This window comes from Paenirhizobium selenitireducens ATCC BAA-1503, from assembly GCF_000518785.1.
Taxonomy (GTDB): Bacteria; Pseudomonadota; Alphaproteobacteria; order Rhizobiales; family Rhizobiaceae; genus Allorhizobium; species Allorhizobium selenitireducens.
Map to the genome: position 1 here is coordinate 44,057 of NZ_JAEG01000002.1, position 22,510 is coordinate 66,566.

Genomic DNA, 22,510 nt, shown 5'->3' on the forward strand with positions numbered 1-22,510 from the left:
GGCCTCAGGCCTCGACCTTGCCGGACACGGGCCGGGCGCTCTCGGCATCCCGCTCCTGGAAGGTTTCCGGGCGCAGCTTGAAGGCGATCAGCACCGGCGCGGCGATATAGATCGACGAGAAGGTACCGACGAGAACGCCGAACAGCATGGCGAGCGTGAAGGACGCGATGACCTCACCGCCGAACAGGTAGAGCGCCAGCAGGGCCAAAAGCGTCGTCGAGCCGGTCAGCACGGTACGCGACAGCGTCTGGTTGATCGAGGTATCGATCAGCACGTCGAGCGGCATCTTCTTGTAGCGCCTGAGGTTTTCGCGCATTCGGTCATAGACCACGACGGTGTCGTTGAGCGAATAGCCGATGATCGTCAGGATCGCCGCGATACTGGTGAGGTTGAACTCGATCCCCAGCAGAACGAACAGGCCAAGCGTCAGGATCACGTCGTGCAGCGTAGCGATGATCGAACCGACCGCGAACTGCCATTCGAAGCGGAACCAGATGTAGACGAGGATGAAGAGCAGCGAGACGGCAACGCCGATCGTCGCGGTCTGCGTCAACTCGCCGGACACGGCCGGACCGACCACCTCGACTCGGCGGAACTCGTAGGCATCCTCCAGTTCACCGCGCACCAGGGTGATCGCCGACTGCTCGGCATTCTCGCCGCCCTCCTGCGCCTGGATGCGGATCAGCACGCTCGAAGGATCGCCGAAGCCCTGGGCCTGGACTTCGCCCAGATTGAGCTCGCTCAAGCGGTCGCGGATCTCGCCGATGTCGGCCGCACCCGAACGGGCCTTGACCTCGATGATCGAGCCGCCCTGAAAGTCGATGCCGAGATTGAGGCCGACGGTAAAGAACCCGACCATCGAGGCGAGAGCGAGGGCGCCGGCAATGCCGAAGGTGTAGCGTCGAATCGCCATGAAGCGGATGTTCTGCGCGTCGAACATGCCGGTGCGAATGCCCTTGGGCAGGTGCTTGGGACGGCGCCAGCGGAACCACACGGCCACCAGCCAACGGGTCATGGTGAAGGCGGTGAAGACCGTCGTGATGATACCGATGGCGAGCGTCACGGCGAAGCCCTTGACCGGACCAGAACCAAGGAAGAACAGCACGGCCGCCGCGATCAGCGTCGTCAGGTTGGCGTCGACGATCGTCGCGAAGGCCTTGTTGAAGCCGATCTCGATCGACTGGACAAGGGATCGGCCGCTCTTCGCCTCCTCGCGTATGCGCTCATAGACGAGAACGTTCGAATCGACCGCCATGCCCATGGTGAGCACGATACCGGCGATGCCGGGCAGCGTCAGCGTCGAACCGATCAACGAAAGGACAGCGAGGATCATCACGATGTTGGCAGTCAGCGCGATGTTCGCCATCACGCCGAAGGAGCCGTAGAAACCCAGCATGAACAACACGACGAAGATGGCGCCGATGCCGCTGGCGAAGATGCCGGCATTGATCGAGTCCTGGCCGAGGCCCGGACCGACGGTGCGCTCTTCGACGACGGTGAGCGTCGCGGGCAGCGCGCCGGCGCGCAGCAGCACGGCCAGGTCGTTTGCACCCTCGACGGAGAAATTGCCGGAGATCTGGCCGGAGCCGCCGATGATCGGCTCGCGAATGACCGGCGCGGAAATGACCTGGTCGTCGAGAACGATGGCGAAGGGACGGCCGACATTTTCCTGCGTCGCCTGGGCGAAACGCTGGGCGCCCTTGCTGTCGAAGCGGAAGGTGACGACCGGCTCATTGGTCTGCTGGTTGAAGCTTGCCTGTGCGTCGACCAGGTTTTCACCCGAGACCAGCGCCCGCTTCTCGACCAGATAAGGTACGGCCGGATCGTCCTGCGAATACAACACCTCGGCGTTTGCCGGCGGACGGCCGTTGATCGCTTCCGTCACCGGCATGCTCATGTCGACCATGTGGAAGGACAGCTTGGCGGTCTGGTTCAGCAGCGACTTGAGGCGCTGCGGGTCCTGCAGGCCGGGAACCTGCACGATGATGCGGTCATTGCCCTGACGCTGGATCATCGGTTCGGTGGTGCCCAGTTCGTCGACGCGGCGGCGCACCACCTCCATCGACTGGGTGAGCGCCGAACCCGCACGGTAGTCGATACCGGCATCCGTCAGGTTGAAGCGCAGCAGCGTGCCGTCTTCCTGCAGGGTCACTTCCTGGATGGAACCGCCGGTCAGGCCGCCGACGCTCACGGGGGCGGTGAGCGAAGAAAGCGCTTCCTTGGCTGCCTCGACCTTGTCGGCATCGGTGATGCGGACCTGAACCTGCTGGCCGACGCCCGAAAGGCCGGTATAGCGGATGCCAGCATCACGCAATGCGGCGCGAATGTCGCCGACGGTCGTTTCCAGCCGTTCCTTGACGATGTCGGCCTTCTCGATCTTGAGCATGATGTGCGAGCCGCCCTGCAGGTCGAGACCCAGGGTGACCTTCTTGCTCGGCATCCACGACGGGAGAGCCTCAAGCTGTTCGTCGCTGAGCAGATTGGGCATGGCCACCAGGACACTCACCAGAACGGTGAACCAGATGAAGAATGTCTTCCAGCGCGAAAAATACAGCATCAAACTCTCGAATTCAGATGGTTGCCATCAGAAGAAAAAATGCGACCGGCACCGCCGACCGCACAGTAGGGCATGGTATCAGGCAGCGGCGTCGGTCTTGACCGGCTCGCCCTTGACGCGGACTTCGGCGATGTAGCTGCGCAGCGCGCGGACCTTGACGCCATCGGCAAGCTCGACTTCGAGTTCGTTGTCGTCGATGACCTTGCTGACCTTGGCGATGATGCCGCCGCCCATGACGACCTGGTCGCCACGACGGATCGAAGCAAGCGTCTCGGTGCGCTTCTTGAGCTGCTGGCGCTGCGGACGGATCAGCAGGAAGTACCAGATCAGCATCAGCGGCGCGAAGAGGAAGAGCATCTCGAGGCCTGAACCGAATGCACCACCTGCGGCGGCGCCGTCCTGGGCGAAGGCTTGCGTAAAGAACATGGAATAACTCCCTAGACTGCGATGTTTGCGGGCAGCCTCGCCCCCGCTTCAGGTTGCCGGAATATAGTGCCGAGACGTTCGAATGCAACACAAACAGCGCCGGCCAGTACCGTTTTACAGCCTCTTACCCTTTCGGCCTGCAAAAGGCCATGCTACCGCCGGGCAAAATGCCGCGCGTGGCGGCAGCGTGCCGAGGAGGGTCCGATGACTGAAGACGCAAACCAGTTGCTGCTCGCGGAACTGCGTCGCCTGACCGCGGCGGTGGAACGGCTTGCCGGCCCGCCGCCGGCGGAAAACGACTGGACGGCCGCCGACTGCTTCGTCTGGTCGCCGCTGCGAAGCCATCTCCAGCCGATCAAGAAACCCAACCGCGTGGCCTTGTCGCTGATCCGCGGCGTCGACCATGTGCGCGACATCCTGCACGAGAACACGCTGCGCTTCGCCGAGGGCTATCCGGCCAACAACGTGCTGCTTTGGGGGGCGCGCGGCATGGGCAAGTCGTCACTGGTCAAGGCCGTGCACGCCGACATCCGCGCCCAGACCGGGGTCTCGCTCAAGCTAGTCGAAGTGCACCGCGAGGACATCGCCACGCTGCCCGCCCTGCTCGACCTGCTCAAGGACACGCCACACCGCATCATCCTGTTCTGCGACGACCTGTCGTTCGACCACGACGACACGGCCTACAAGTCGCTGAAGGCGGCGCTCGACGGCGGCATCGAGGGACGCCCGGACAATGTGCTGTTCTATGCGACCTCGAACCGCCGCCACCTCCTGCCGCGCCACATGATGGAGAACGAGCAGTCGACGGCGATCAACCCGTCGGAGGCGGTCGAGGAGAAGGTCTCCCTCTCCGACCGTTTCGGTCTGTGGCTGGGTTTCCACAAATGCAGCCAGGACGACTACCTGACGATGATCGACGGCTACGCCGCCCATTTCGACCTGCCGCTAGAACGGAGCGACCTGCACCGCGAGGCGCTCGAATGGGCGACGACCCGCGGCGGACGCTCGGGCCGTGTCGCCTGGCAATATATCCAGGATCTCGCCGGCCGGCTCAGGATCGCGACGGACCGGGCCTGAAACGGGAAAAGGCCCGGGGATACCGGACCTTTTCATCGCTTGCCTGGGACGCAATACCTATTCCAGGAAAGTCATCGGGTTGACCGGGCTCGCATCCTTGCGGACCTCGAAGTGCAGCATCGGGCGCTTGATGTTGCCGCTCATGCCGGAGGTGGCGAGCTGCTGGCCGCGCTGGACCTTCTGGCCGCGCTGGACCGACAGCGCGTCGGCATGGCCGTAGACCGTGACGGTACCGTCGTCGTGGCGCACGAGAACCGTATTGCCCAGTTCCTTCAGGCCGTTGCCGGCATAGATGACCACACCGTTCTCGGCCGCCTTGACCGGCGTGCCTTCCGGAACCGAGATGTCGATACCGTCATTGCGCTTGCCGTCGACATTGGCGCCGTAGCCGGCGACCACTGCGCCACGAACGGGCCAGCGATACTTGCCGATGCCGGTCGCCTCGGGCGCGGTTTCCTTCGGATCGGCGGATGCCACTTCGCTGACGGACTTGGTGGCGACCGGCGCCTTGTAGGCGGCAGGCGCACTTGCGTCGCTGCTTGAGGCCGGGATCGTCGCGGTCTTGAGCGAGTCGGTTGCGGGCGCTGCTGCGACGGCGCCGCCAGCGGGGATCTTCAGCGACTGGCCGATACGGATGTTGGCCGAGGTCAGGCCGTTGGCGGCCTTCAGCTTGTCGATCGGCGTGCCGGTCGCCTTGGCGATCTTGTTGAGCGAGTCGCCAGGCTTGACGACGTAGGTTCCGGGAGCTGCCCCCTCGCCGGCGCCGGCCACGGCCTTGCCGGTGGCGCTCGAAGGGTTGGCCTGCGACTTGTCGCGCGAGGTCGGCACAGTCGGCAGGACGGCAACGTTCTGTTCCGGCGACTGCGGCAGGGTCGGCTTCTTGCTGCCGTCCGGCAGGACGGAAGCGTCGGCTGCGGCGCGGGCGGCATTGGCCTGACCGCCGAGTGTCGGGATCAGCACCAGCTGGCCGGGCGCCGCATCGCTTGAATGGGTAAGCCCGTTCGCCTTGAGGATCTCCCTCTCCGGCACCCCATAGCGGGCGGAGAGCGTCGCGATGCTCTCGCCGGGACGAAGCGTCACGCGGGCCGCATTGGTCTTGCTCCAGGCACCGGTCGACTTGGTCGAGCCGGTGGTCAGCGCATCGCCGGAAGTCGGCGGCGCGAGCATGGCGGTCTGCCTTTCCGCCGGGGCGGCGGGGAAAGGCTGAGCGAGCGCGGCGGCGCGTTCGGCGGATTTGCTGGAACCGGGCGCCGCCAATTCGGCGCGCTGGACGGCGACCGGCGCCGCCGCGGCGCGTGCCGCCGAAGCCGGTGCGTAGGACGGCTGGCTCGGATAGGGCTGATTTACCGCTTGCTGGCGGTTCGTGTAGTCCGCCTGGCTCGCCGACTGCATGCCGCCGACATCGGCGGAGGGCACGGGCGAGGCAACGACATTGCGCCGCGGAATGGACGCCGTCGTCAGATTGTCGGTGGAGAATACGGAACTGAACCGCGACGCATCCGAGCTGCAGCCCGTGGCAGCACTGGCAAGCAACATCGCCACAAGGAGACGGGCGACCGGCAGTCTGGTTTTTGGCGATACACTCATACGCATAACTCGACCCACATATTACGCAACCTGATGTGGGTATGATTAAAGCGTGTTAGTGTTACTGGCGGGTTAATCGCACCAAATCGCCGTGAACTATTTTCGAGAAGTCGCACATTCGAGCACTTCAGCGGGTATCGGAAACGCCCTCAGAGATAGGACGCGATCTTCGGCACCAGCGGTAGATAAGGCACTTCAAAAAGATCCTCGCGGTCGAAACGGCTGCCCGTCTTGGTCAGGCGAACCATCATGCAGGTCTCCTCCCCGGTGATCAGCGGGGCAAGCAGGACGCCGCCGGAGACGAGTTGCTCGGCGAGGAAGCGCGGCATGGTGGGGAAGGACGCTGTGGCCAGGATGCGATCGAAGGTGCCCTCACCCGTCAGCCCGTGGCTGCCGTCGGCCTGCCGCAGCACGACATTGCGCAAGGACAGGCTGTCGAGACGGCGCTGGGCAGCAGTGATCAGCGTCTTGTAGCGCTCGATCGACATGACCCGCTCGGAAAGACGGCCAAGCACGGCGGTCATGAAACCGCTGCCGGTGCCGATTTCCAGCACGCGCTGGCCGGGCTTCACATGCAGGTGGGAGAGCAGCCGCACCGCGAGATCGGCCCCCTCCATGAAGGCGCCGCATTCGATCGGGATGGACCGGCTGGAATAGGCGTGGTCGGAATATTGCGGCGGCGCGAATAGCGAGCGCGGCGTCTGCTCGACCGCGGTCAGCAGATCGAGGTCGGAAATCCCTTCCGCCCGGAGCCTGAGCACCAGCGCGGCAAAGCCCTCCTTTTCGACCATACCCGGTTTCAATCGGCCGCTCCGAAACCAAGTGCCCGGGCGATGCTGTCCTGGACGGTGTAGTCGGTCATGTCGAGCTTGAGCGGCGTGACCGAGATCTTGTCTTCCTTCAGCGCCTGCAGGTCAGTGCCGTTGCGGAACGTGCTGCCGCGATCGCCGAAACGCAGCCAGTAATAGGGGAAACCGCGGCCGTCGGCGCGCTCCTCGACTTCCAGGCCGAAATCGAGCTTGCCCTGCGAGGTCACCTCGACACCCTTGACCTCGGCCGGCGCGCAGCGCGGGAAGTTGATGTTGAGGAAGGTGCCCGGCGGAAGATCGATCTCGATCAGCTGCGCCAGGAGCTTGGGCGCCAGCGCTTCGGCGACTTCCCAAGGGATGACCCGGCCGCCGTTGGAATATTCGTAGAGCTGGCTGAGCGAGATCGAACGGACGCCCTGCAACGTGCCCTCGATGGCGCCGGCGACCGTACCGGAGTAGGTCACGTCGTCTGCGACATTGCCGCCGGCATTGATGCCGGACAGGACCAGGTCCGGCTTTTCCGGCAGGATCTCGCGGATCGCCATGATGACGCAGTCGGTCGGCGTGCCGCGCAGCGCATAGCGCTTGTCGGCGACCTTGCGCAGCCTGAGCGGCTCCGACAGCGTCAGCGAGTGGGCAAGGCCGCTCTGGTCAGTCTCGGGCGCCACGATCCAGACATCATCGGAGAGCGTACGGGCAACGCGCTCGAGAACCGCAAGGCCCTCGGCGTGGATGCCGTCGTCATTGGTCAGGAGAATGCGCATCCGATCCCCCTGCCCTCAAGCCGCTTTTTCGATCTTCTTCAGGCCGCCCATATAGGGCAGCAGAACGTCGGGAACGGTGATCGAGCCGTCCTCGTTCTGGTAATTCTCCATGACGGCGATCAGCGCCCGGCCGACGGCCGTGCCCGAACCATTCAGCGTGTGGACGAAGGTCGTGCCCTTGCCGTCCTTGCCGCGATAGCGGGCGTTCATGCGCCGGCCCTGGAAATCGCCGCAGACCGAGCACGAGGAAATCTCGCGATAGGTGTCCTGGCCCGGCAGCCAGACTTCAAGGTCGTAGGTCTTGCGCGAGCCGAAGCCCATGTCGCCGGTGCAGAGCGTCATGGTGCGGAAATGCAGGCCGAGGCGCTTCAGCACCTCCTCGGCGCAGGCGGTCATGCGCTCATGCTCGTCGATCGCACTTTCGGCATCGGTGATCGACACGAGTTCGCACTTCCAGAACTGGTGCTGGCGCAGCATGCCGCGGGTGTCGCGGCCGGCGGAACCCGCTTCCGAGCGGAAGGACGGGGTGAGCGCGGTGAAGCGCAGCGGCAGTTTTTCCTGTTCGAGGATCTCGCCCGAAACCAGGTTGGTGAGCGTCACTTCCGCCGTCGGGATCAGCCAGCGGCCATCGGTGGTGCGGAACAGGTCCTCGGCGAATTTCGGCAGCTGGCCTGTGCCGTACATGGCCTCGTCCTTCACCATCAGCGGCGAGGACACTTCGGTATAGCCGTGCTCGGTGGTATGCAGGTCGAGCATGAACTGGCCGATCGCCCGTTCCAGCCTGGCGAGCGGGCCGGTCAGGACCGTGAAGCGCGAACCGGACAGCTTGGCGGCGCGCTCGAAGTCCATGTAGCCGAGCGCTTCGCCGAGCTCGTAATGCTCCTTGGCCGCGTGGTTCCAGCCGGGTTTCTGGCCGACGACGCGCTTCACCACATTGTCGTGCTCGTCCTTGCCGACCGGCACGTCGTCGAGCGGAATGTTGGGGATGCGCGACAGCTGGTCGGTGAGGTCCGCCGATACCTGACGCTCTTCCTCTTCCGCTGCCGGCATGAGGTCTTTCAGGTGAGCGATTTCGGCCTTCAGTTTCTCGGCGAGATCCATGTCCTTCTTGCCCATGGCCGCACCGATCTCCTTGGAGGCGGCATTGCGGCGCGACTGCATGTCCTGCAGCGACTGGACGACGGAGCGGCGCTTCTCGTCGAGGGCGATCAGGCTTGCGGCCAGGGGCTCGGCGCCGCGCTTGGCCAGCGCGGCATCAAGGGCTTCGGCATTGTCACGGATCCATTTGATATCAAGCATCGTCGTTCCAGGTCATCTCTCGTGATCGTCGGATCGGACCTGGCGGGTGCCCTGTCCGGCCCCATGGATGCATGCCCGGGAGTGGAGGAGGACGAACGGCGCAGCTTAGGCGCTGTCCTGCTCGCTCGCCTCGTCCGCGACAACCGAAGTCTCGGCGGCCCGGCGACGCTCCACGAGTCGCGCAGCATAGATGGCTACCTCGTAGAGAAGGATTGTCGGCAAAGCAAGGCCGATCTGGGAGATCGGATCGGGTGGGGTCAGCACCGCCGCGACGATGAAGGCGACGACGATGAAGTACTTGCGCTTCTCGGCCAGCCATTGGCTTTCGAGGATGCCGACGCGGGCCAGAAGGGTCGTGATGACGGGCAGCTGGAAGACCAGGCCGAAGGAAAACACCAGCGTCATGATCAGGCTCAGATATTCCGAAACCTTCGGCATCAGCGAAATGGCCACCTCGCCCTCGCCCGGCGCCTGCTGCATGGCGAGGAAGAACCACATCACCATCGGCGTGAAGAAGAAATAGACGAGCGCGCCGCCGAGCAGGAAGAGGATCGGCGAAGCGATCAGGAACGGCAGGAAGGCCGCCCGTTCGTTCTTGTAGAGGCCCGGTGCCACGAACTTGTAGATCTGCGCTGCGATCACCGGGAAGGCGATCACCACGGCGCCGAACATGGCCACCTTCACCTGGGTGAAGAAGAACTCCTGCGGCGCGGTATAGATCAGCTCCGCCTTGGCAAGATCGAGCCCGGCCCACAGGACCGCCCATTTATAGGGAACGACCAGGATGTTGAAGAGCTGCTTGGCGAATGCAAAACAGCCGATGAAGGCGATGAAGAACGCGCCGATCGCCCAGATCAGGCGGGAGCGCAGTTCGATCAGATGCTCGACGAGCGGCTGTGGCTTGTCTTCGATGTCGCCGCTCATGCGGACTCCTCGGTCTTCGGCTTGCGGGGCTTCTTCGGAGCGGCCGGCCTGGCGGTCTCACTCTCCACGGCGACGGGCTTGGAGCGGCCCGACTTCACCGTCTTGGCGGCGACCGGCGACTTTGCCGGCTTGGGGCTCTCGGCGGCCGAAGCGGCGGCCGCGACAGCCTTGGCCTTGCGGGGCGCAGCCGCCTTGGCGGGCTTAGCGGCGGGCGCCGGTGCGGGATCCGGCATCGGCTGGGCGAGTTCGCCCGGCACACCGACCAGAGGCGACGGCATTTCGGGGAAGGAAGCGGCGGGTGCAGGTTCAGTGGACGTAACGCCGGCTGCGGCCTTGGCATCCGCTGTCGTCGCCTTCTGCAGGTCGGCCTTGATCTCGTTGCCCATCTGGCGCAGCGGGTTGATGGCGTCGCGCAGCGCGTTCTTCGGATTGAGGTTGCGGACATCGTCGACCGACTTGCGCAGGTCGTCGAGTTCCGCCTCGCGCAGCGCCTCGTCGAACTGGGCGCGGAATTCACCGGCCGTGCGGCGCAGCCGCGACGTCATCTTGCCGAAAGCGCGGATCATCGGCGGCAGGTCCTTCGGACCGACCACAACGATCAGGATCACCGCGATGACGAGCAACTCGGTCCAGCCAATATCCAGCATTCAACGGGCTCCTGAAGCCATTTATTCCGGGGACCGCGCATCATGGGCGATACGCCGCACATCCCCTTGTCCCGAATGGGAGAAGGTCGCCCCGATCCAACGGGGCGCCTGGTATCCCTCAGCGGTCGCGACGCGACCGAGCCAGGGTTACTTCGTTTCGTCGGCCTTGTGATCGACGGACTTGCCGGTGGCCGCCGTGTCGGTCTCGTCGTCGGACATGCCCTTCTTGAAGCTCTTGATGCCCTTTGCGACATCACCCATCAGCTCCGGGATCTTGCCGCGGCCGAACAGCAACAGAACGATGGCCAAGACGATCAGCCAGTGCCACATGCTAAAAGAACCCATACCAGTCACTCCGTGTTTTCTGTTTCCCCGATGTAAGGGGTTTCAGAGTCTTTTTCAAACACCAAAATGTCGTGCGGATTGACCGCAATTGTCGCATCGCGCAAGCCCGGCGGCAGGATGTCCGCCCGCATGCGCGAACGTACCGGCCGCTCGCTTCCAGGGATTGCGAGTTCCAGCAGTTCGACCACGCCGAGGAAGCGGCGCGACAGGATGCGGGCCGGAATGACGCCGCTATCCTCGCTGACGCCGACCCCGGAGAGCCGCACGGCGATCGAAACTTCCCTGCCCTCGGCAATGCCCGGCGCTTCGGCGACCCCGAGCGGCGTCGCCACATGGCCGTTGTGCACGATGCCGGAGAACTCGTTGATCTCGGAGAAGAATGCCGCGGTGAACAGGTCCCTCGGCCGGCGATAGAGATCGTCAGAGCTGCCGACCTGCACCAGCTTGCCGTCACGCAGCAGCGCGATCCTGTCGGCCATGCGCATCGCCTCCTCCGCATCGTGCGTGACGACGACCGCGGTCGCCCGCGTTTCGCGAAGGATCGCCAGCGTATCGGCGCGGATCGTGTCCTTGAGGCGAGAATCGAGACCGGAGAACGGCTCGTCCATCAGAAGAACGCCCGGACGCGGCGCAAGCGCCCTGGCGAGAGCCACTCGCTGCTGCTCCCCGCCGGAAAGCGCATGCGGATATTTTTGCGCACAGTGCGCAAGCCCGACGCGCTCCAGCGCCGCCATCGCCTCGGAAACGCCCTCGCGCGCCGGCATGGCGGTGAGGCCGAAGCGCACGTTCTCGACCACGCTCATATGCGGGAAAAGGGCGAAATCCTGGAACATCAGGCCGATGCCGCGCTGTTCCGGCGGCACGAAGACGGAAGGGCCGGCGACTTCGCGATCGTTCAGCAGCAGGCGGCCCGACAGTTGCGCCTCGATGCCTGCGGCAATGCGAAGCAGGGTCGTCTTGCCGGAGCCGGACGGTCCGAGCAGGCAGAGGACCTCGCCAGGCTCGGCGGTCAGCGACACCCCGCGCAGGGTCTCACGATTGTGATAGCCGTGGCGGATGTCCTCGAAGCTCAACCGCGCCGCAAAGGTAACGCCAGCCGTGCGCCTCGAATTGTCGCCTTGCATCGTTAGCGCGCTCATTCCACCGTCCGCATGGCCGGCTGTTACGGATGCCGGGGCACGAGCGCGCCACGCAGGACATCCGAACACCGCCCGGTTACCGTTATAAACCTGATGCTATTCGTCCGCTTCTCCACCCGGAGTCAAGAGGCCAAGCTCCTCGAGATCGAGCTGGGTGATCGGATCCTCGTCTTCGGCGAGTTCGTCGCCGGTCATGGGCAGGGGAATGTTGAAGTTCGCCGGAATGCGCCCGGAGAGCAGTCCCGCCCCCTTCAATTCGTCGAGGCCCGGCAGGTCGCGCAGCTCTTCGAGGCCGAAATGATCGAGGAAATCGCGGGTCGTGCCGAGCGTCACGGGGCGGCCGGGTGTGCGGCGGCGGCCGCGGAAGCGGACCCAGCCCGCCTCCATCAGCACGTCGAGCGTGCCCTTGGACGTCTGCACGCCGCGAATGTCCTCGATTTCGGCGCGGGTCACCGGCTGGTGATAGGCGATGATCGCCAGCACTTCGAGCGCCGCGCGCGACAATTTCTTGACCTCGGCCTCGTCCTTGCGGACGGCAAAGGAGAGATCGGCAGCAGTGCGGAAGGCCCAGTGCTCGTCGACCTGAAGCAGATTGACGCCGCGCGGGGCGTAGTCCTCCTTCAGCCGGTGCATGATCGCCTTGACGTCGATGCCGCGCGGCAGGCGGTCGGCGATGAAGTTTTCCGACACCGGCTCGGCGGAGGCGAAGACCAGCGCCTCGGCGATGCGGATCGCCTCGCGCTCGGCGCGCTCCAGCATCGGGTCGCGCTCGACGACTGCCTGATCCGCCTCGCCCTCGGGGAAGAAATCGCCGTCCCGCACCTCCGCCATCGCGCTACTCCACCGCCGCCAGTTCGCCGGCGCGCGGGCCGCTGCGCAGGTAGATCGGCTGGAAGGCGCCCTCCTGGCGGATCTCCAGCCGGCCCTCGCGCACCAGCTCCAGCGACGCGGCAAAGGCGCTGGCGATCGCGCTCACCCGCTCGGCAGGGGTCGTGAGGTAGCGCAGGAGGAAATGGTCGAGCGCGGTCCAGTCACCGATCTCGCCGATCATGCGCGTCAGGATGGCGCGTGCATCGGCAAGCGACCAGACGCGGCGGCGCGCGATCGTCACCTGGGTGGTCGCCTGGCGCTGCCTGAGCGAGGCATAGGCGGTCAGAAGATCGTAGAGCGAGGCCTCGTAGGCATTGTCGACGCGGGTCGGCACATGCTCCGGCGCACCGCGCGCGTGCACGTCGCGGCCGAGACGGTTGCGGTTGATCAGCCGCGTCGCCGCCTCGCGCATCGCCTCCAGCCGCTTCAGCCGGAAGGCGAGCGTCGCCGCCATTTCCTCGCCCGACGGGCCTTCGTCCTTGGCCTGCTGCGGGATCAGCAGGCGCGATTTCAGATAGGCGAGCCAGGCCGCCATGACGAGATAGTCGGCCGCCAGCTCCAGACGGATGCGGCGGGCGCTCTCGATGAATTCGAGATACTGCTCGACCAGCGCGAGGATCGAGATCCGCGACAGGTCGACCTTCTGGTTGCGCGCGAGGAACAACAGAAGGTCGAGCGGTCCTTCGAAGCCTGCCACGTCGATGACGAAGGCCGGTTCGCCGGTCAGGCGTTCCTCGGCCGTGTCCTGCCACAGGCTGTCCATCGGCGTTGCCGGATTGCCGGATGCCGGCCGCTTGGGCGATGGGGGCGTGGCGGACACGGGCGACATCAGGCGGTCGCCCTCAGGCCGTCAAACTCGTCACGGATGGCGACTTCTTCGGCTGTGTCGGCCCTACCGAAGGCCGCCTCGACGGCATCCGCCCGCGCCCGGGCTTTGCCCTTCAGCAGCGGCACCTCGGCCGCGACCGCCCGCATCTCGTCCATCAGGCCGTTGCAATGAAGCACGACGTCGCCGCCGCCGGCGACGATCGCCGCCGTCCGCTCACCGAGCGTGCCCTTGAGGGCGTTCATCGACACGTCGTCCGACATCAGCAGCCCGTCGAATCCAATATAGCCGCGGATGATCTCGTCGATCACCTTGCGCGAGGTCGATGCCGGGTGATCCGGATCGATGGCCGAGTATACCACATGCGCGCTCATCGCCATCAGTTCGTTGCGCAGCCGCCGGAAGGGCGGAAAGTCATGCGCCTCAAGCTCGGCCAGCGGCGTGGTGACGACCGGCAGCTCGTGGTGCGAATCCGCCATGCCGCGGCCATGGCCCGGCACATGCTTCATCACCGGCAGGACGCCGCCGGACTTCAGGCCCGCCGCCGCCGCCTCGCCCATCGCGCCGACCGTTTCCGGGTCATTGCCATAGGCGCGGTCGCCGATGACGTTGCTGGCGCCTTCCACCGGCACGTCGAGCACCGGCAGGCAGTCGACATTGATGCCGAGACGGATGAGATCGAAGGCGTGCAGGCGCGACATCAGCCAGGCGGCGCGCAGGCCGAGTTCCCGGTCGCGGCGATAGAGTTCGCCGAGCACGGCGCCAGACGGATAACGCGGGGCGATCGGCTCGCGAATGCGCTGCACCCGGCCGCCCTCCTGATCGATCAGCACCGGCGCATTGCGGCCGCCAACCGTTTCGCGCATTTCGGCGACCAGATCGCGGATCTGCGCCGGCTCGCTCAGATTGCGGGCGAAGACGATGAAGCCCCATGGCTGCTCGTCGCGATAGAAGGCCTTCTCGTCGGCGCTCAGGGCAAGGCCGGTGCAGCCGAGGATCATTGCTTTTGCGGGCATGGATGTCTGGGTCATGGCCGAATCATAAGAGGGGTGGGATCAAAGCCGAAGCGACGGGTTCGGGTCATACACAGGAAAAGAGGCGGAAACCGTAGGTTCCCGCCTCTTTTTTCGTGGTCTCTGGGATGCGTTGCCTACTTCGTGACGAGGCAGCTGCCGCCGGCCGCCTTGTAGCGCTCGCAAAGGGCTGCCGCATCGGCCTTGGTGCCGGCCGAGATGCGCACGCGATAATACGTGCCCTTGCCGGCGATCTCGGCCCGCTTGATCTCGTAGGCACGACCGCCGACGACACTGCCGAACTTGCCGGAAATGCTCTTGTAGGACTTTTCCGCCTCCGCCTCGGACGGCAGCGACGCGACCTGGATGTAATAGCCGCCGGCTGCAGGTGCCGGCTGGGCGGCCGCAGGTTCCGGAGCAGCGGGCTCGGGCGCGGCAGCGGCCGGCGTCGGAGCTGGTGCGGTTTCGGCAACGGGTGCGGCCGGCTCCGGCTGTGCGGCGGGTGCCGGCGCCTGCGGGGCGGCCGCCGGTGCTGCGGCGGTCTCGGCCGGCGTCGAAGGCCGTGCGGTCGGAAGGGGACCCTTCGGCGCATCGGCCGGAGCGGTGGCCAACGGCGTCTCGGCCGTGGTGGACGGAGCCGCCAGGGCGGGCTTGTCGCCGGACGGCGCTGCTGTCGGTTCCGTCACGGCCGGCGCTTCGAGCGTCGGCGCGGGAGCGGCCTCGGGCGGCGCTTCCTGGGCGACCAGCGTGCCGTCCGGACGCACGATCATGGTGCGCACCTTGCGCGGCGTGATCGTCGCCGGTTCTGCGGCACCATTGGCGGCCGGCTGCGCGGTTCCGTTCTGGTCCGGCAGGAGCCGCGGATCCTCGGTTTCACCGACCGGCGTGCCAAGCGCCTGGGCGTCCGATTCGTCTTCGAGCGGCAGGGTTTCAGGGATCAGCGTCTTCTGCACGACGTCGACGGGTTCCTCGCTCGAGGAGATCAGGCTCTCCTGCTTCGGATCCTCGACTGCGGCGCCAGCGACGCTGTCATAGACGGCCTTGTCCTGGTTCGGCACGGACTTGCCGCCCGGGTTCTCGGGCAGGATCTTCACCGGATCCTTGTCGGCGGCGATCACCTGCGGCTCGCCCGACGAGATCATCGATGGGCCGGTACCGGTCAGCCAGGTATAGAGCGCACCGCCTGCGACAAGCACGACGATGACGGCCGTGCCCGCCATCAGCAGGCCACGCGAACCGAACCGCGACAGGCCCTTGGGCTCCATCGGGATGTTGATCCGGCCAGCATTGGCGGCCGCATAGTCCGACGGCCGGTCGAGCGTGTGGCGGAAATCCTCCTCCAGCGCCCGTTCGAAGGCGTCGAAATCGTCCATCGGCGGCAGCGGCGCATTCGCCGGCTGGGCTGCTGCCTGAACCGGGGCCTGGGCCGCGACCGGGGTTGCGAGCGAAGGCGTCTGGCGCATGGCGACGGCCACCGGAGCCGCGACGGCGGCGGCCGGCGTGGTCGACGGCTGGTCGAACAAGGTCGCCAGTTCGCCGTCGATGTCGAGATCGTAGTCGTGTGCGTAGGCGACCGGCGCCGGCTTGCTGTCGGGCACCGGCACTTCCGGCACGTCCATGTGGGCGATCGATTCGAGGTGATCGTCCTGCTCGGAAATCTCGGCGGGATCGAAAGCCAGCGGCTCGTCGGTAAAGTCGAATTCGGACGGGACGGGCTTTGCCGGCGCGGCGCGCACTTCCGCCGGCGCCACGCACGGCGATACCGCCACGGGTGCCGCAGCTGCATAGGCCGCCGGGGCCACATAGGCGGCCGGAGCCGACGTCACGACAGGCGCTGCGGCGGGCAGAACCGGCGTTGCGAGAGAGACGGGAGCCGGCCGTGCGGCCGGGATGACCGGTGCGACTACAGGCTCGTCGAAATCCACCTCGATGTCGGAGAGATCGAGCTCCAGATCTTCGAGCTGCAGGTCGAACTCGCCTTCGGAGAAGGGATCGAACTCTTCTTCCTCGATAGCCGGACGCAAATCGCCGGCCGGCGCGGCATAGTCGACCGCCTGCGAGGCTGCGGGGCTCGGGTAAGACGCGGCCGGAGCCTGAGGCTCGGCGGACACAGCCGCCGGTGCGGAGTGGTCAAACTCCTCACTCGCAGCCAGGTCGTCGGCAAAGGAAAAGGCAAAGGACGGCTCGGCGCGGGAAACCGGTGCGGCTACCGCGACTTCCGGCGGACGACCCGAACGGTCGCCGGCCTCGGCGACGAGATCGTCGAAGCCGAACGGATCGGCCGGTCGCTCGAGCGATGCGGCCGGAACAGCCGAAGCGGGGCCGGAGACCGTCTCGCTCCACTGGAAACCCTCGTCCGCAAAGAAGTCGTCGACCGACGAGGCCTCGCCCGGCTCTGCCGCATAATGCGCGGGCTCGACCTGCGGCGCAGGTTCGGCCGGCGTCTCGTCTACGAATTGCGGCTCGGCGCGAACCGGCGGCTGGGCGGCAAAATTGGCAAGCGGCAGGCGCAGCTTCGGCTCGGGCGCGGGAGCAGACCAGGCGGACGCCTCCTCCTGCTCGGACACGGCCAGCTCCAGCTCGTCGGCCAGATCGACCGAGAAGGACGGCTCCTGGCGCGGCTCGGGCTCGAAAACGGGTTCGACGCGTGCCGACGGGGCTTCCGCAACCGGCTCGATGAAGGACTCGGGATAGAACACGTCCTCCAGCTCTTCGATCTCTTCGACCGGCGAACGGGACTGGGAGGCGATGGCAGGCTCGGCGGCGCGCGGCTCTTCGCTCGCCCGAAGCGGTGCATCATAGACCTCGAACTCGCGCAGAAGCTCGTCTTCGAGGTTGAAATGCGGCTCTTCCGGCGCCGTGGGACGCGTCGGCGCAGGTTCGCGCGCAACGGGCGGCTCGAAGCCGACGATCCGGGCAAGCTCCGCCAACGGATCATCGTCCGCGAAACTATCGCTCCCCAATCGACTGCTGAATGCGGCCTGCTTCTGTACCATTACTTGATCCACTCACCCTACGCGACTCGACGCTTGCCAGTGCATTGTGGGTAAATGGTGACGATACTATCGCATTTCGACCGGAGCTGCAGTGCCGGTAATAGACAAACCGGACTTCAAAACGGAGGCGACAGCATGCACCAGCCCAAGCCTGGCAATACTCAATTGTCTCTGTTTATCGTTAACAAAGCGTAATTCGGGCAAATCCTTGCCCTTGTTCCAATGGGCGTGGAACGAGCTTGCCAGATCGTAGAGGTAGAATGCAAGCCGATGCGGCTCCTGCGACTGGGCCGCCGCCTCGATGACGCGCGGGTATTCGGCGAGCTTGCCGATCAGCTGAAGCTCGGTCGGATCGGTGATCTGCCCGGCCACGGCCCCAGCGAAATCGGTCGCCTCGAGGTCCAGGTCTGGGAAGGCTTCCCTCGCCTGCCGGAAGATCGACATGCAGCGCGCATGGGCATACTGAACGTAGAAGACCGGATTGTCCTTCGACTGTTCCGTCACCTTGGCGAAGTCGAAGTCGAGCGGCTCGCTGTTCTTGCGATAGAGCATCATGAAGCGAACCGAGTCGGACCCAACCTCCTCGACCACTTCACGCAGGGTGACGAAGTCGCCGGAACGCTTCGACATCTTCACCGGCTCGCCGTCGCGGTAGAGCTTGACCAGCTGGCACAAAAGCACCGTCAGCTTGGTCTTGCCTTCGGAGACGGCCCGCGCCACGGCTTCCAGCCGCTTCACATAACCGCCGTGGTCGGCGCCGAGCACGTAGATCATCTCGGAATAGCCGCGATCGAACTTGTCCTTGAAATAGGCAACGTCGGCGGCGAAATAGGTATAGCTGCCGTCCGACTTCATCAGCGGCCGGTCGATGTCGTCACCCACTTCGGTCGAGCGGAACAGCGTCTGTTCGCGGTCCTCCCAGTCCTCGGGCAGCTGGCCCTTCGGCGGCGGCAGCGTGCCGCGATAGACATGGCCCTTGAAGGTCAGGTCGTTGATCGCGGTGCGGATCTTGGCGGCGCCATTGGCGTGCAGCGTGCGCTCCGAGAAGAACACGTCGTGATGCACGTTGAGGGTCGCGAGGTCGTCGCGAATCATCACCATCATCGCGTCGATGGCGCGTTCCTTGACGATCGCCATCCATTCCTCTTCCGGCATGTTGTGCAGCCGGGTGCCGAACTCCTCGGCCAGCGCCTGGCCGACCGGCACGAGATAGTCGCCCGGATAGAGACCCGCCGGGATCTCGCCGATCTTTTCGCCGAGCGCTTCGCGGTAACGCAGGAGCACAGAACGCGCCAGCACCTCGATCTGGGCGCCGGCATCGTTGATGTAATATTCCTTGGCGACGTCATAGCCGGCAAAGGCGAGGAGGTTGGCGAGCGCGTCGCCGACGACGGCGCCACGGCAATGGCCGACATGCATCGGGCCGGTCGGATTGGCCGAGACATATTCGACATTGACCTTGCGGTCCTTGCCGAGCGTCGAGCGGCCGAAATCGGTGCCCTCGGTGATGATCGTCGCCAGCAGGCGCTGCCAGTAGCCGGTCGACAGGCGGATGTTGATGAAGCCGGGGCCGGCCACGCTCACCTCGGCAATGTCGCCGTCTTCCTTGAGCTTGTCGCCGATCACCTCGGCCAGCGCCCGCGGATTGGTGCCGAGCGCCTTGGCCAGAACCATGGCGGCATTGGTCGCGGCATCACCGTGGCTCGGATCGCGCGGCGGCTCGACGACGATACGGCCGAAATCGAGCGAAGAGCGCTTCTCCTTGATGCTGTCGATCTGCTCGAGCGCGTTTTTGATTCTCGTTTCGAAGTCGGCGAAGAGGTTCATGTCGTGGTACCCGCGCAAGCGGCTGTCAAAGCCAGCAAATGGAGTGGAATTGCTGCGCTGCCTATCGCAAATCGGGAGTCCGGTCAAACAGCTCGCTGTGGGTACGCACCGCATAAGTGTCGGTCATCCCCGCCAGATAGTCGCCGACATGGCGCGCCCTGGCCGGCTCGTTCAGGCCGGCGATATGGTTCACCCAGTAATGGCTTTTCATCAGCGCCGGATCAGCCATGTAGGCGTGGAACAGGTCGGTGACGATCTGTGCCGCACCGGCGCGAATGCGCATGATGTCTGGATGGCGGTAGATACGGCTGAACAACAGTTTCTTGATCTGCCGGTCCGTCTCGGCCATCTCGTCGGAGAAGGTCGCGACCGTCCGGTCGGAGGCGCGGATATCGGCGGCACTCTGCGGCCTGAGCGCGGCGAGACGCGCCTGCGCGACCCCGATCACGTCCTCCACCATGCGGGTGATCTGCCGGCGCATGATCTCGTGGGTGAACCGGTCTGGTTCGAGATGCGGATAACGATCGCGCACCTCCTTCATCAGACCGGCGAGAAAGGGCACGTCCTCCAGCATGTCGAAGCTCAGATAGCCGGAGCGCAGGCCGTCGTCTATGTCATGGGTATTGTAGGCGATGTCGTCGGCGATCGCCGCGACCTGGGCCTCCAGGCCGGCATAACTTGCCAGTTCCAGGTCGTGCAGCTCGCAATAGTCGAGGATAGGCTGCGGAACCGGACCGCGCGCCCCCTCGCCCGCCTTGGTGAGCAGCGGGCCATTGTGCTTGACCAGCCCCTCCAGCGTTTCCCAGGTCAGGTTGAGACCGTCGAATTCGGCATAGCGCCGCTCCAGCTTGGTGACGATCCTGAGCGACTGGGCGTTGTGGTCGAAGCCGCCATAGGGCGCCAGCACCTCGTGCAGCGCGTCTTCGCCGGTATGGCCGAACGGCGTGTGGCCGAAGTCGTGCACGAGCGCCACGCCCTCGGCGAGATCCTCGTCGAGCTTCAGCGCACGGGCGAGCGCACGGGCGATCTGCGCCACCTCGATCGTGTGAGTCAGGCGTGTGCGATAGTGGTCGCCGTCGGGTCCGATGAAGACCTGTGTCTTATGCTTCAGCCGGCGGAAGGCCGTCGTATGAACGATGCGGTCGCGGTCGCGCTGGAAGTCGGAGCGCGTCGGGCTGCCGCCCTCCGGAAACAGCCGCCCGCGCGTCGTCCAGGGGTCGGTCGCAAAAATCGCCCGCTCGCCCGAACCGAAACCCAATGCACTTTTGTCAATCGTCATTTCGCGCCTGTCCGCTCCCCATTGACGCCACCGGTTCGCCTTCATACCTATAGCGAACGATGCCGCAAGGTTTGCCTCTTATAGCATGAGCGCGACCGGCATCCGGCAATATCCACGGCGATCTATCGCCCATACGTGTCAGAACGTTGAATTTTCTGGCGTTACAGAAGTTTTCCACGGGCCTTGAACCCGTCAGGAGGCAAGATGAGCATCGAGACCGTCACCCTTTCCCAAGCCGCGGCGAAGCGAATCGCCCAGATCGTTTCCAGCGAAACCGACAAGAGCGCCCTGCGCGTCACCGTCGAAGGCGGCGGCTGTTCGGGCTTTTCCTACAAGTTCGACCTCGACCAGGGGCCGCAATCCGACGACCTGGTGGTGAGCCGCGACGGCGCGACCCTGCTGATCGACCCGATGTCGCTGGTCTACATGGCCGGCTCGGAGATCGACTTCGTCGACAACCTGCTCGGCCAGTCCTTCCAGATCAACAATCCGAACGCGGTCGCCAGCTGCGGCTGCGGCACCAGCTTCTCTGTCTGAAAACGCTGCGCCCGCCTGTTCAGCCGGCCGGTCCAGGCAAGCGCCCGGGCCGGCCGTTTCGTCTTCAGTGACCGCCATCGGCAGCCAGTGCCGCTTCACGGACCTCCGCATCCGAGGTCTTCGATGCCCCGTTGAAGAAGATGTTGAGCAGCACCGCCGCGATCGAGGCGAGCAGGATGCCGGAGTCGATCAGCGGATGGATGGCGTGCGGCATCCATTGCTTGAAGTTCGGCGCGACCAGCGGGATCATCCCGAAACCGATCGACACCGCGACAATGAACAGATTGTTGCGGGTCGACTTGAAGTCGACGGCCGAGAGAATGCGGATGCCGGTTGCCGCGACCATGCCGAACATGACCAGGCCGGCCCCGCCGAGAACCACCGTCGGCAGCGATTCGACGAGGGCGGCCATCTTCGGCAACAGGCCCAGCACCACGAGAATAACCCCGCCGACCACGCAGACGAAGCGTGAGCGCACGCCCGTCACGCCGACCAGGCCGACATTCTGCGAGAAACTCGTATAGGGAAACGTGTTGAAGATCCCGCCGATCAAGGTGCCCAGACCGTCGGTGCGCAGGCCTGCGGCGAGCATCGGCCGCGTGACGGTCTTGCCCGTCATGTCCCCGAGCGCCAGGAACATGCCGGTCGACTCGATCATCACCACCACCATGACGATCGTCATGGTGACGATCAGGACCGGATCGAAGATAGGCACACCGAAATGGAAGGGCATGATCGGTGCGAACCAGGCGGCACTCGCCACCTTTTCGAAATGCATCATGCCGGCGGCAGCCGCGACGATCCCGCCAATGACGATACCGAGGAGAACCGAGATATTGGCGACGAAACCCTTGGCAAACCGGGCGATGAGAAGGATCGACACGAGGACGATCGCCGAGACGGCGATGCCCGAAAGCGGGGCATAGGCCGCGTTCGGCACGCTCGGTGCGAGCGCGAGCTTGGTCGGGATCTCGGGAATGCCCCCCGCCCCCGTCGCGGCAAGCGCCTTTACATCCTCGAGCCACTTGGCATGGGTCGGGTCAAGAATGCTCGGCGCCGTCGGCCCGACGGGATTGCCGAAGATCCAGCTGATGCCGATGCGCATCAGCGACACGCCTATCACGAGAATGATCGTGCCGGTCACCACGGGCGGAAAGAATCGCAGCAGGCGGCTGACCAGCGGCGCGATCAGAATGCCGACAAGGCCGGCGCCGATGATCGAGCCGAAGATCAGGCGTGCACCGTCCGGTCCGCCGTTGACGTTGGCCATGGAAACCATGGGACCGACCGAGGCGAAGGTCACGCCCATCATGACGGGCAGCCGGATCCCGAACCACTGCGTGAGCCCGAACGACTGGATGAGCGTGACGATCCCGCAGGCGAAGAGATCGGCGGAGATCAGGAAGGCGACGTCTTCCGGTGGCAGCTTGAGCGCGCGTCCGACGATGAGCGGTACGGCAATCGCCCCGGCATACATGACGAGAACATGCTGGAGGCCGAGTGCGGCAAGCCGCGAAAGCGGCAGCACCTCGTCGACCGGGTGGGTCTTGGTTGTATTTTCAGACATTGAGCTGGTCCCCTTTTTCTT

19 protein-coding genes are annotated in these 22,510 nt (G+C 65.2%); 2 read left to right on the plus strand and 17 right to left on the minus strand.

Going from position 1 to position 22,510, the window contains the following annotated elements; all coding sequences use genetic code 11:
* Positions 1-4 precede the first annotated feature (4 nt).
* On the minus strand, positions 5-2,557 hold the full coding sequence (gene secDF, locus L867_RS0104615; RefSeq protein WP_028735791.1) for a protein translocase subunit SecDF: 2,553 nt from the start codon (positions 2,555-2,557) through the stop codon (positions 5-7).
* A 78-nt stretch (positions 2,558-2,635) separates the two neighbouring features.
* On the minus strand, positions 2,636-2,983 hold the full coding sequence (gene yajC, locus L867_RS0104620; protein WP_028735792.1) for a preprotein translocase subunit YajC: 348 nt from the start codon (positions 2,981-2,983) through the stop codon (positions 2,636-2,638).
* A gap of 204 nt (positions 2,984-3,187) precedes the next feature.
* On the opposite strand from yajC, the gene L867_RS0104625 reads away from it, so the two are divergent.
* Positions 3,188-4,060: an ATP-binding protein gene (locus L867_RS0104625; protein WP_028735793.1), complete on the plus strand. Its 873-nt coding sequence runs from the start codon at positions 3,188-3,190 to the stop codon at positions 4,058-4,060.
* Between the two features lie 57 nt (positions 4,061-4,117).
* Here the strand turns inward: L867_RS0104625 and L867_RS0104630 are convergent, their stop codons facing one another.
* From L867_RS0104630 to L867_RS0104695, 14 genes are all read right to left on the minus strand, one after another.
* Positions 4,118-5,653 carry a LysM peptidoglycan-binding domain-containing M23 family metallopeptidase gene (locus tag L867_RS0104630; protein ID WP_028735794.1) on the minus strand — a complete coding sequence of 512 codons (1,536 nt, stop codon included), beginning with the start codon at positions 5,651-5,653 and terminating at the stop codon, positions 4,118-4,120.
* Between the two features lie 143 nt (positions 5,654-5,796).
* Positions 5,797-6,438: a protein-L-isoaspartate(D-aspartate) O-methyltransferase gene (locus tag L867_RS0104635; protein WP_028735795.1), complete on the minus strand. Its 642-nt coding sequence runs from the start codon at positions 6,436-6,438 to the stop codon at positions 5,797-5,799.
* An 8-nt stretch (positions 6,439-6,446) separates the two neighbouring features.
* Positions 6,447-7,220 (minus strand): 5'/3'-nucleotidase SurE, encoded by a 774-nt coding sequence (gene surE / locus L867_RS0104640; protein WP_028735796.1) that lies wholly within the window; start codon positions 7,218-7,220, stop codon positions 6,447-6,449.
* 15 nt (positions 7,221-7,235) lie between these two features.
* Positions 7,236-8,519, minus strand: a complete 1,284-nt coding sequence (serS, locus tag L867_RS0104645) for a serine--tRNA ligase (protein WP_028735797.1) — start codon at positions 8,517-8,519, stop codon at positions 7,236-7,238.
* A gap of 105 nt (positions 8,520-8,624) precedes the next feature.
* A complete protein-coding gene (gene tatC / locus L867_RS0104650) occupies positions 8,625-9,443 on the minus strand; it encodes a twin-arginine translocase subunit TatC (RefSeq protein ID WP_028735798.1) in 819 nt (272 codons plus the stop codon).
* Entirely contained in the window at positions 9,440-10,090 is a 651-nt protein-coding gene (tatB, locus tag L867_RS0104655; protein WP_028735799.1) for a Sec-independent protein translocase protein TatB, read from the minus strand. The genes tatC and tatB overlap by 4 nt, the downstream gene beginning before the upstream one ends.
* 147 nt (positions 10,091-10,237) lie before the next feature.
* A complete protein-coding gene (locus L867_RS0104660; RefSeq protein ID WP_028735800.1) occupies positions 10,238-10,435 on the minus strand; it encodes a twin-arginine translocase TatA/TatE family subunit in 198 nt (65 codons plus the stop codon).
* 5 nt (positions 10,436-10,440) lie between these two features.
* Positions 10,441-11,574 (minus strand): ABC transporter ATP-binding protein, encoded by a 1,134-nt coding sequence (locus tag L867_RS0104665; protein WP_028735801.1) that lies wholly within the window; start codon positions 11,572-11,574, stop codon positions 10,441-10,443.
* A gap of 96 nt (positions 11,575-11,670) precedes the next feature.
* Complete coding sequence (gene scpB / locus L867_RS0104670; RefSeq protein ID WP_028735802.1) at positions 11,671-12,405, minus strand: SMC-Scp complex subunit ScpB; 735 nt, start codon at positions 12,403-12,405, stop codon at positions 11,671-11,673.
* A 4-nt stretch (positions 12,406-12,409) separates the two neighbouring features.
* Positions 12,410-13,273, minus strand: coding sequence for a segregation and condensation protein A (locus tag L867_RS0104675; protein WP_028735803.1), 864 nt, complete (start codon positions 13,271-13,273; stop codon positions 12,410-12,412).
* Positions 13,273-14,301 carry a beta-N-acetylhexosaminidase gene (gene nagZ / locus L867_RS0104680; protein WP_028735804.1) on the minus strand — a complete coding sequence of 343 codons (1,029 nt, stop codon included), beginning with the start codon at positions 14,299-14,301 and terminating at the stop codon, positions 13,273-13,275. The genes L867_RS0104675 and nagZ overlap by 1 nt, the downstream gene beginning before the upstream one ends.
* 119 nt (positions 14,302-14,420) lie before the next feature.
* Positions 14,421-17,279, minus strand: a complete 2,859-nt coding sequence (locus tag L867_RS0104685) for an SPOR domain-containing protein (protein WP_028735805.1) — start codon at positions 17,277-17,279, stop codon at positions 14,421-14,423.
* Positions 17,280-17,345: 66 nt separating this feature from the next.
* Positions 17,346-19,106: an arginine--tRNA ligase gene (argS, locus tag L867_RS0104690; protein WP_028735806.1), complete on the minus strand. Its 1,761-nt coding sequence runs from the start codon at positions 19,104-19,106 to the stop codon at positions 17,346-17,348.
* Between the two features lie 61 nt (positions 19,107-19,167).
* Positions 19,168-20,385 (minus strand): deoxyguanosinetriphosphate triphosphohydrolase, encoded by a 1,218-nt coding sequence (locus tag L867_RS0104695; RefSeq protein ID WP_028735807.1) that lies wholly within the window; start codon positions 20,383-20,385, stop codon positions 19,168-19,170.
* Positions 20,386-20,589: 204 nt separating this feature from the next.
* On the opposite strand from L867_RS0104695, the gene erpA reads away from it, so the two are divergent.
* Positions 20,590-20,922, plus strand: a complete 333-nt coding sequence (erpA, locus tag L867_RS0104700) for an iron-sulfur cluster insertion protein ErpA (protein ID WP_028735808.1) — start codon at positions 20,590-20,592, stop codon at positions 20,920-20,922.
* A gap of 64 nt (positions 20,923-20,986) precedes the next feature.
* Here the strand turns inward: erpA and L867_RS0104705 are convergent, their stop codons facing one another.
* On the minus strand, positions 20,987-22,489 hold the full coding sequence (locus L867_RS0104705) for a nucleobase:cation symporter-2 family protein (protein WP_028735809.1): 1,503 nt from the start codon (positions 22,487-22,489) through the stop codon (positions 20,987-20,989).
* Between the last annotated feature and the right edge of the window lie 21 nt (positions 22,490-22,510).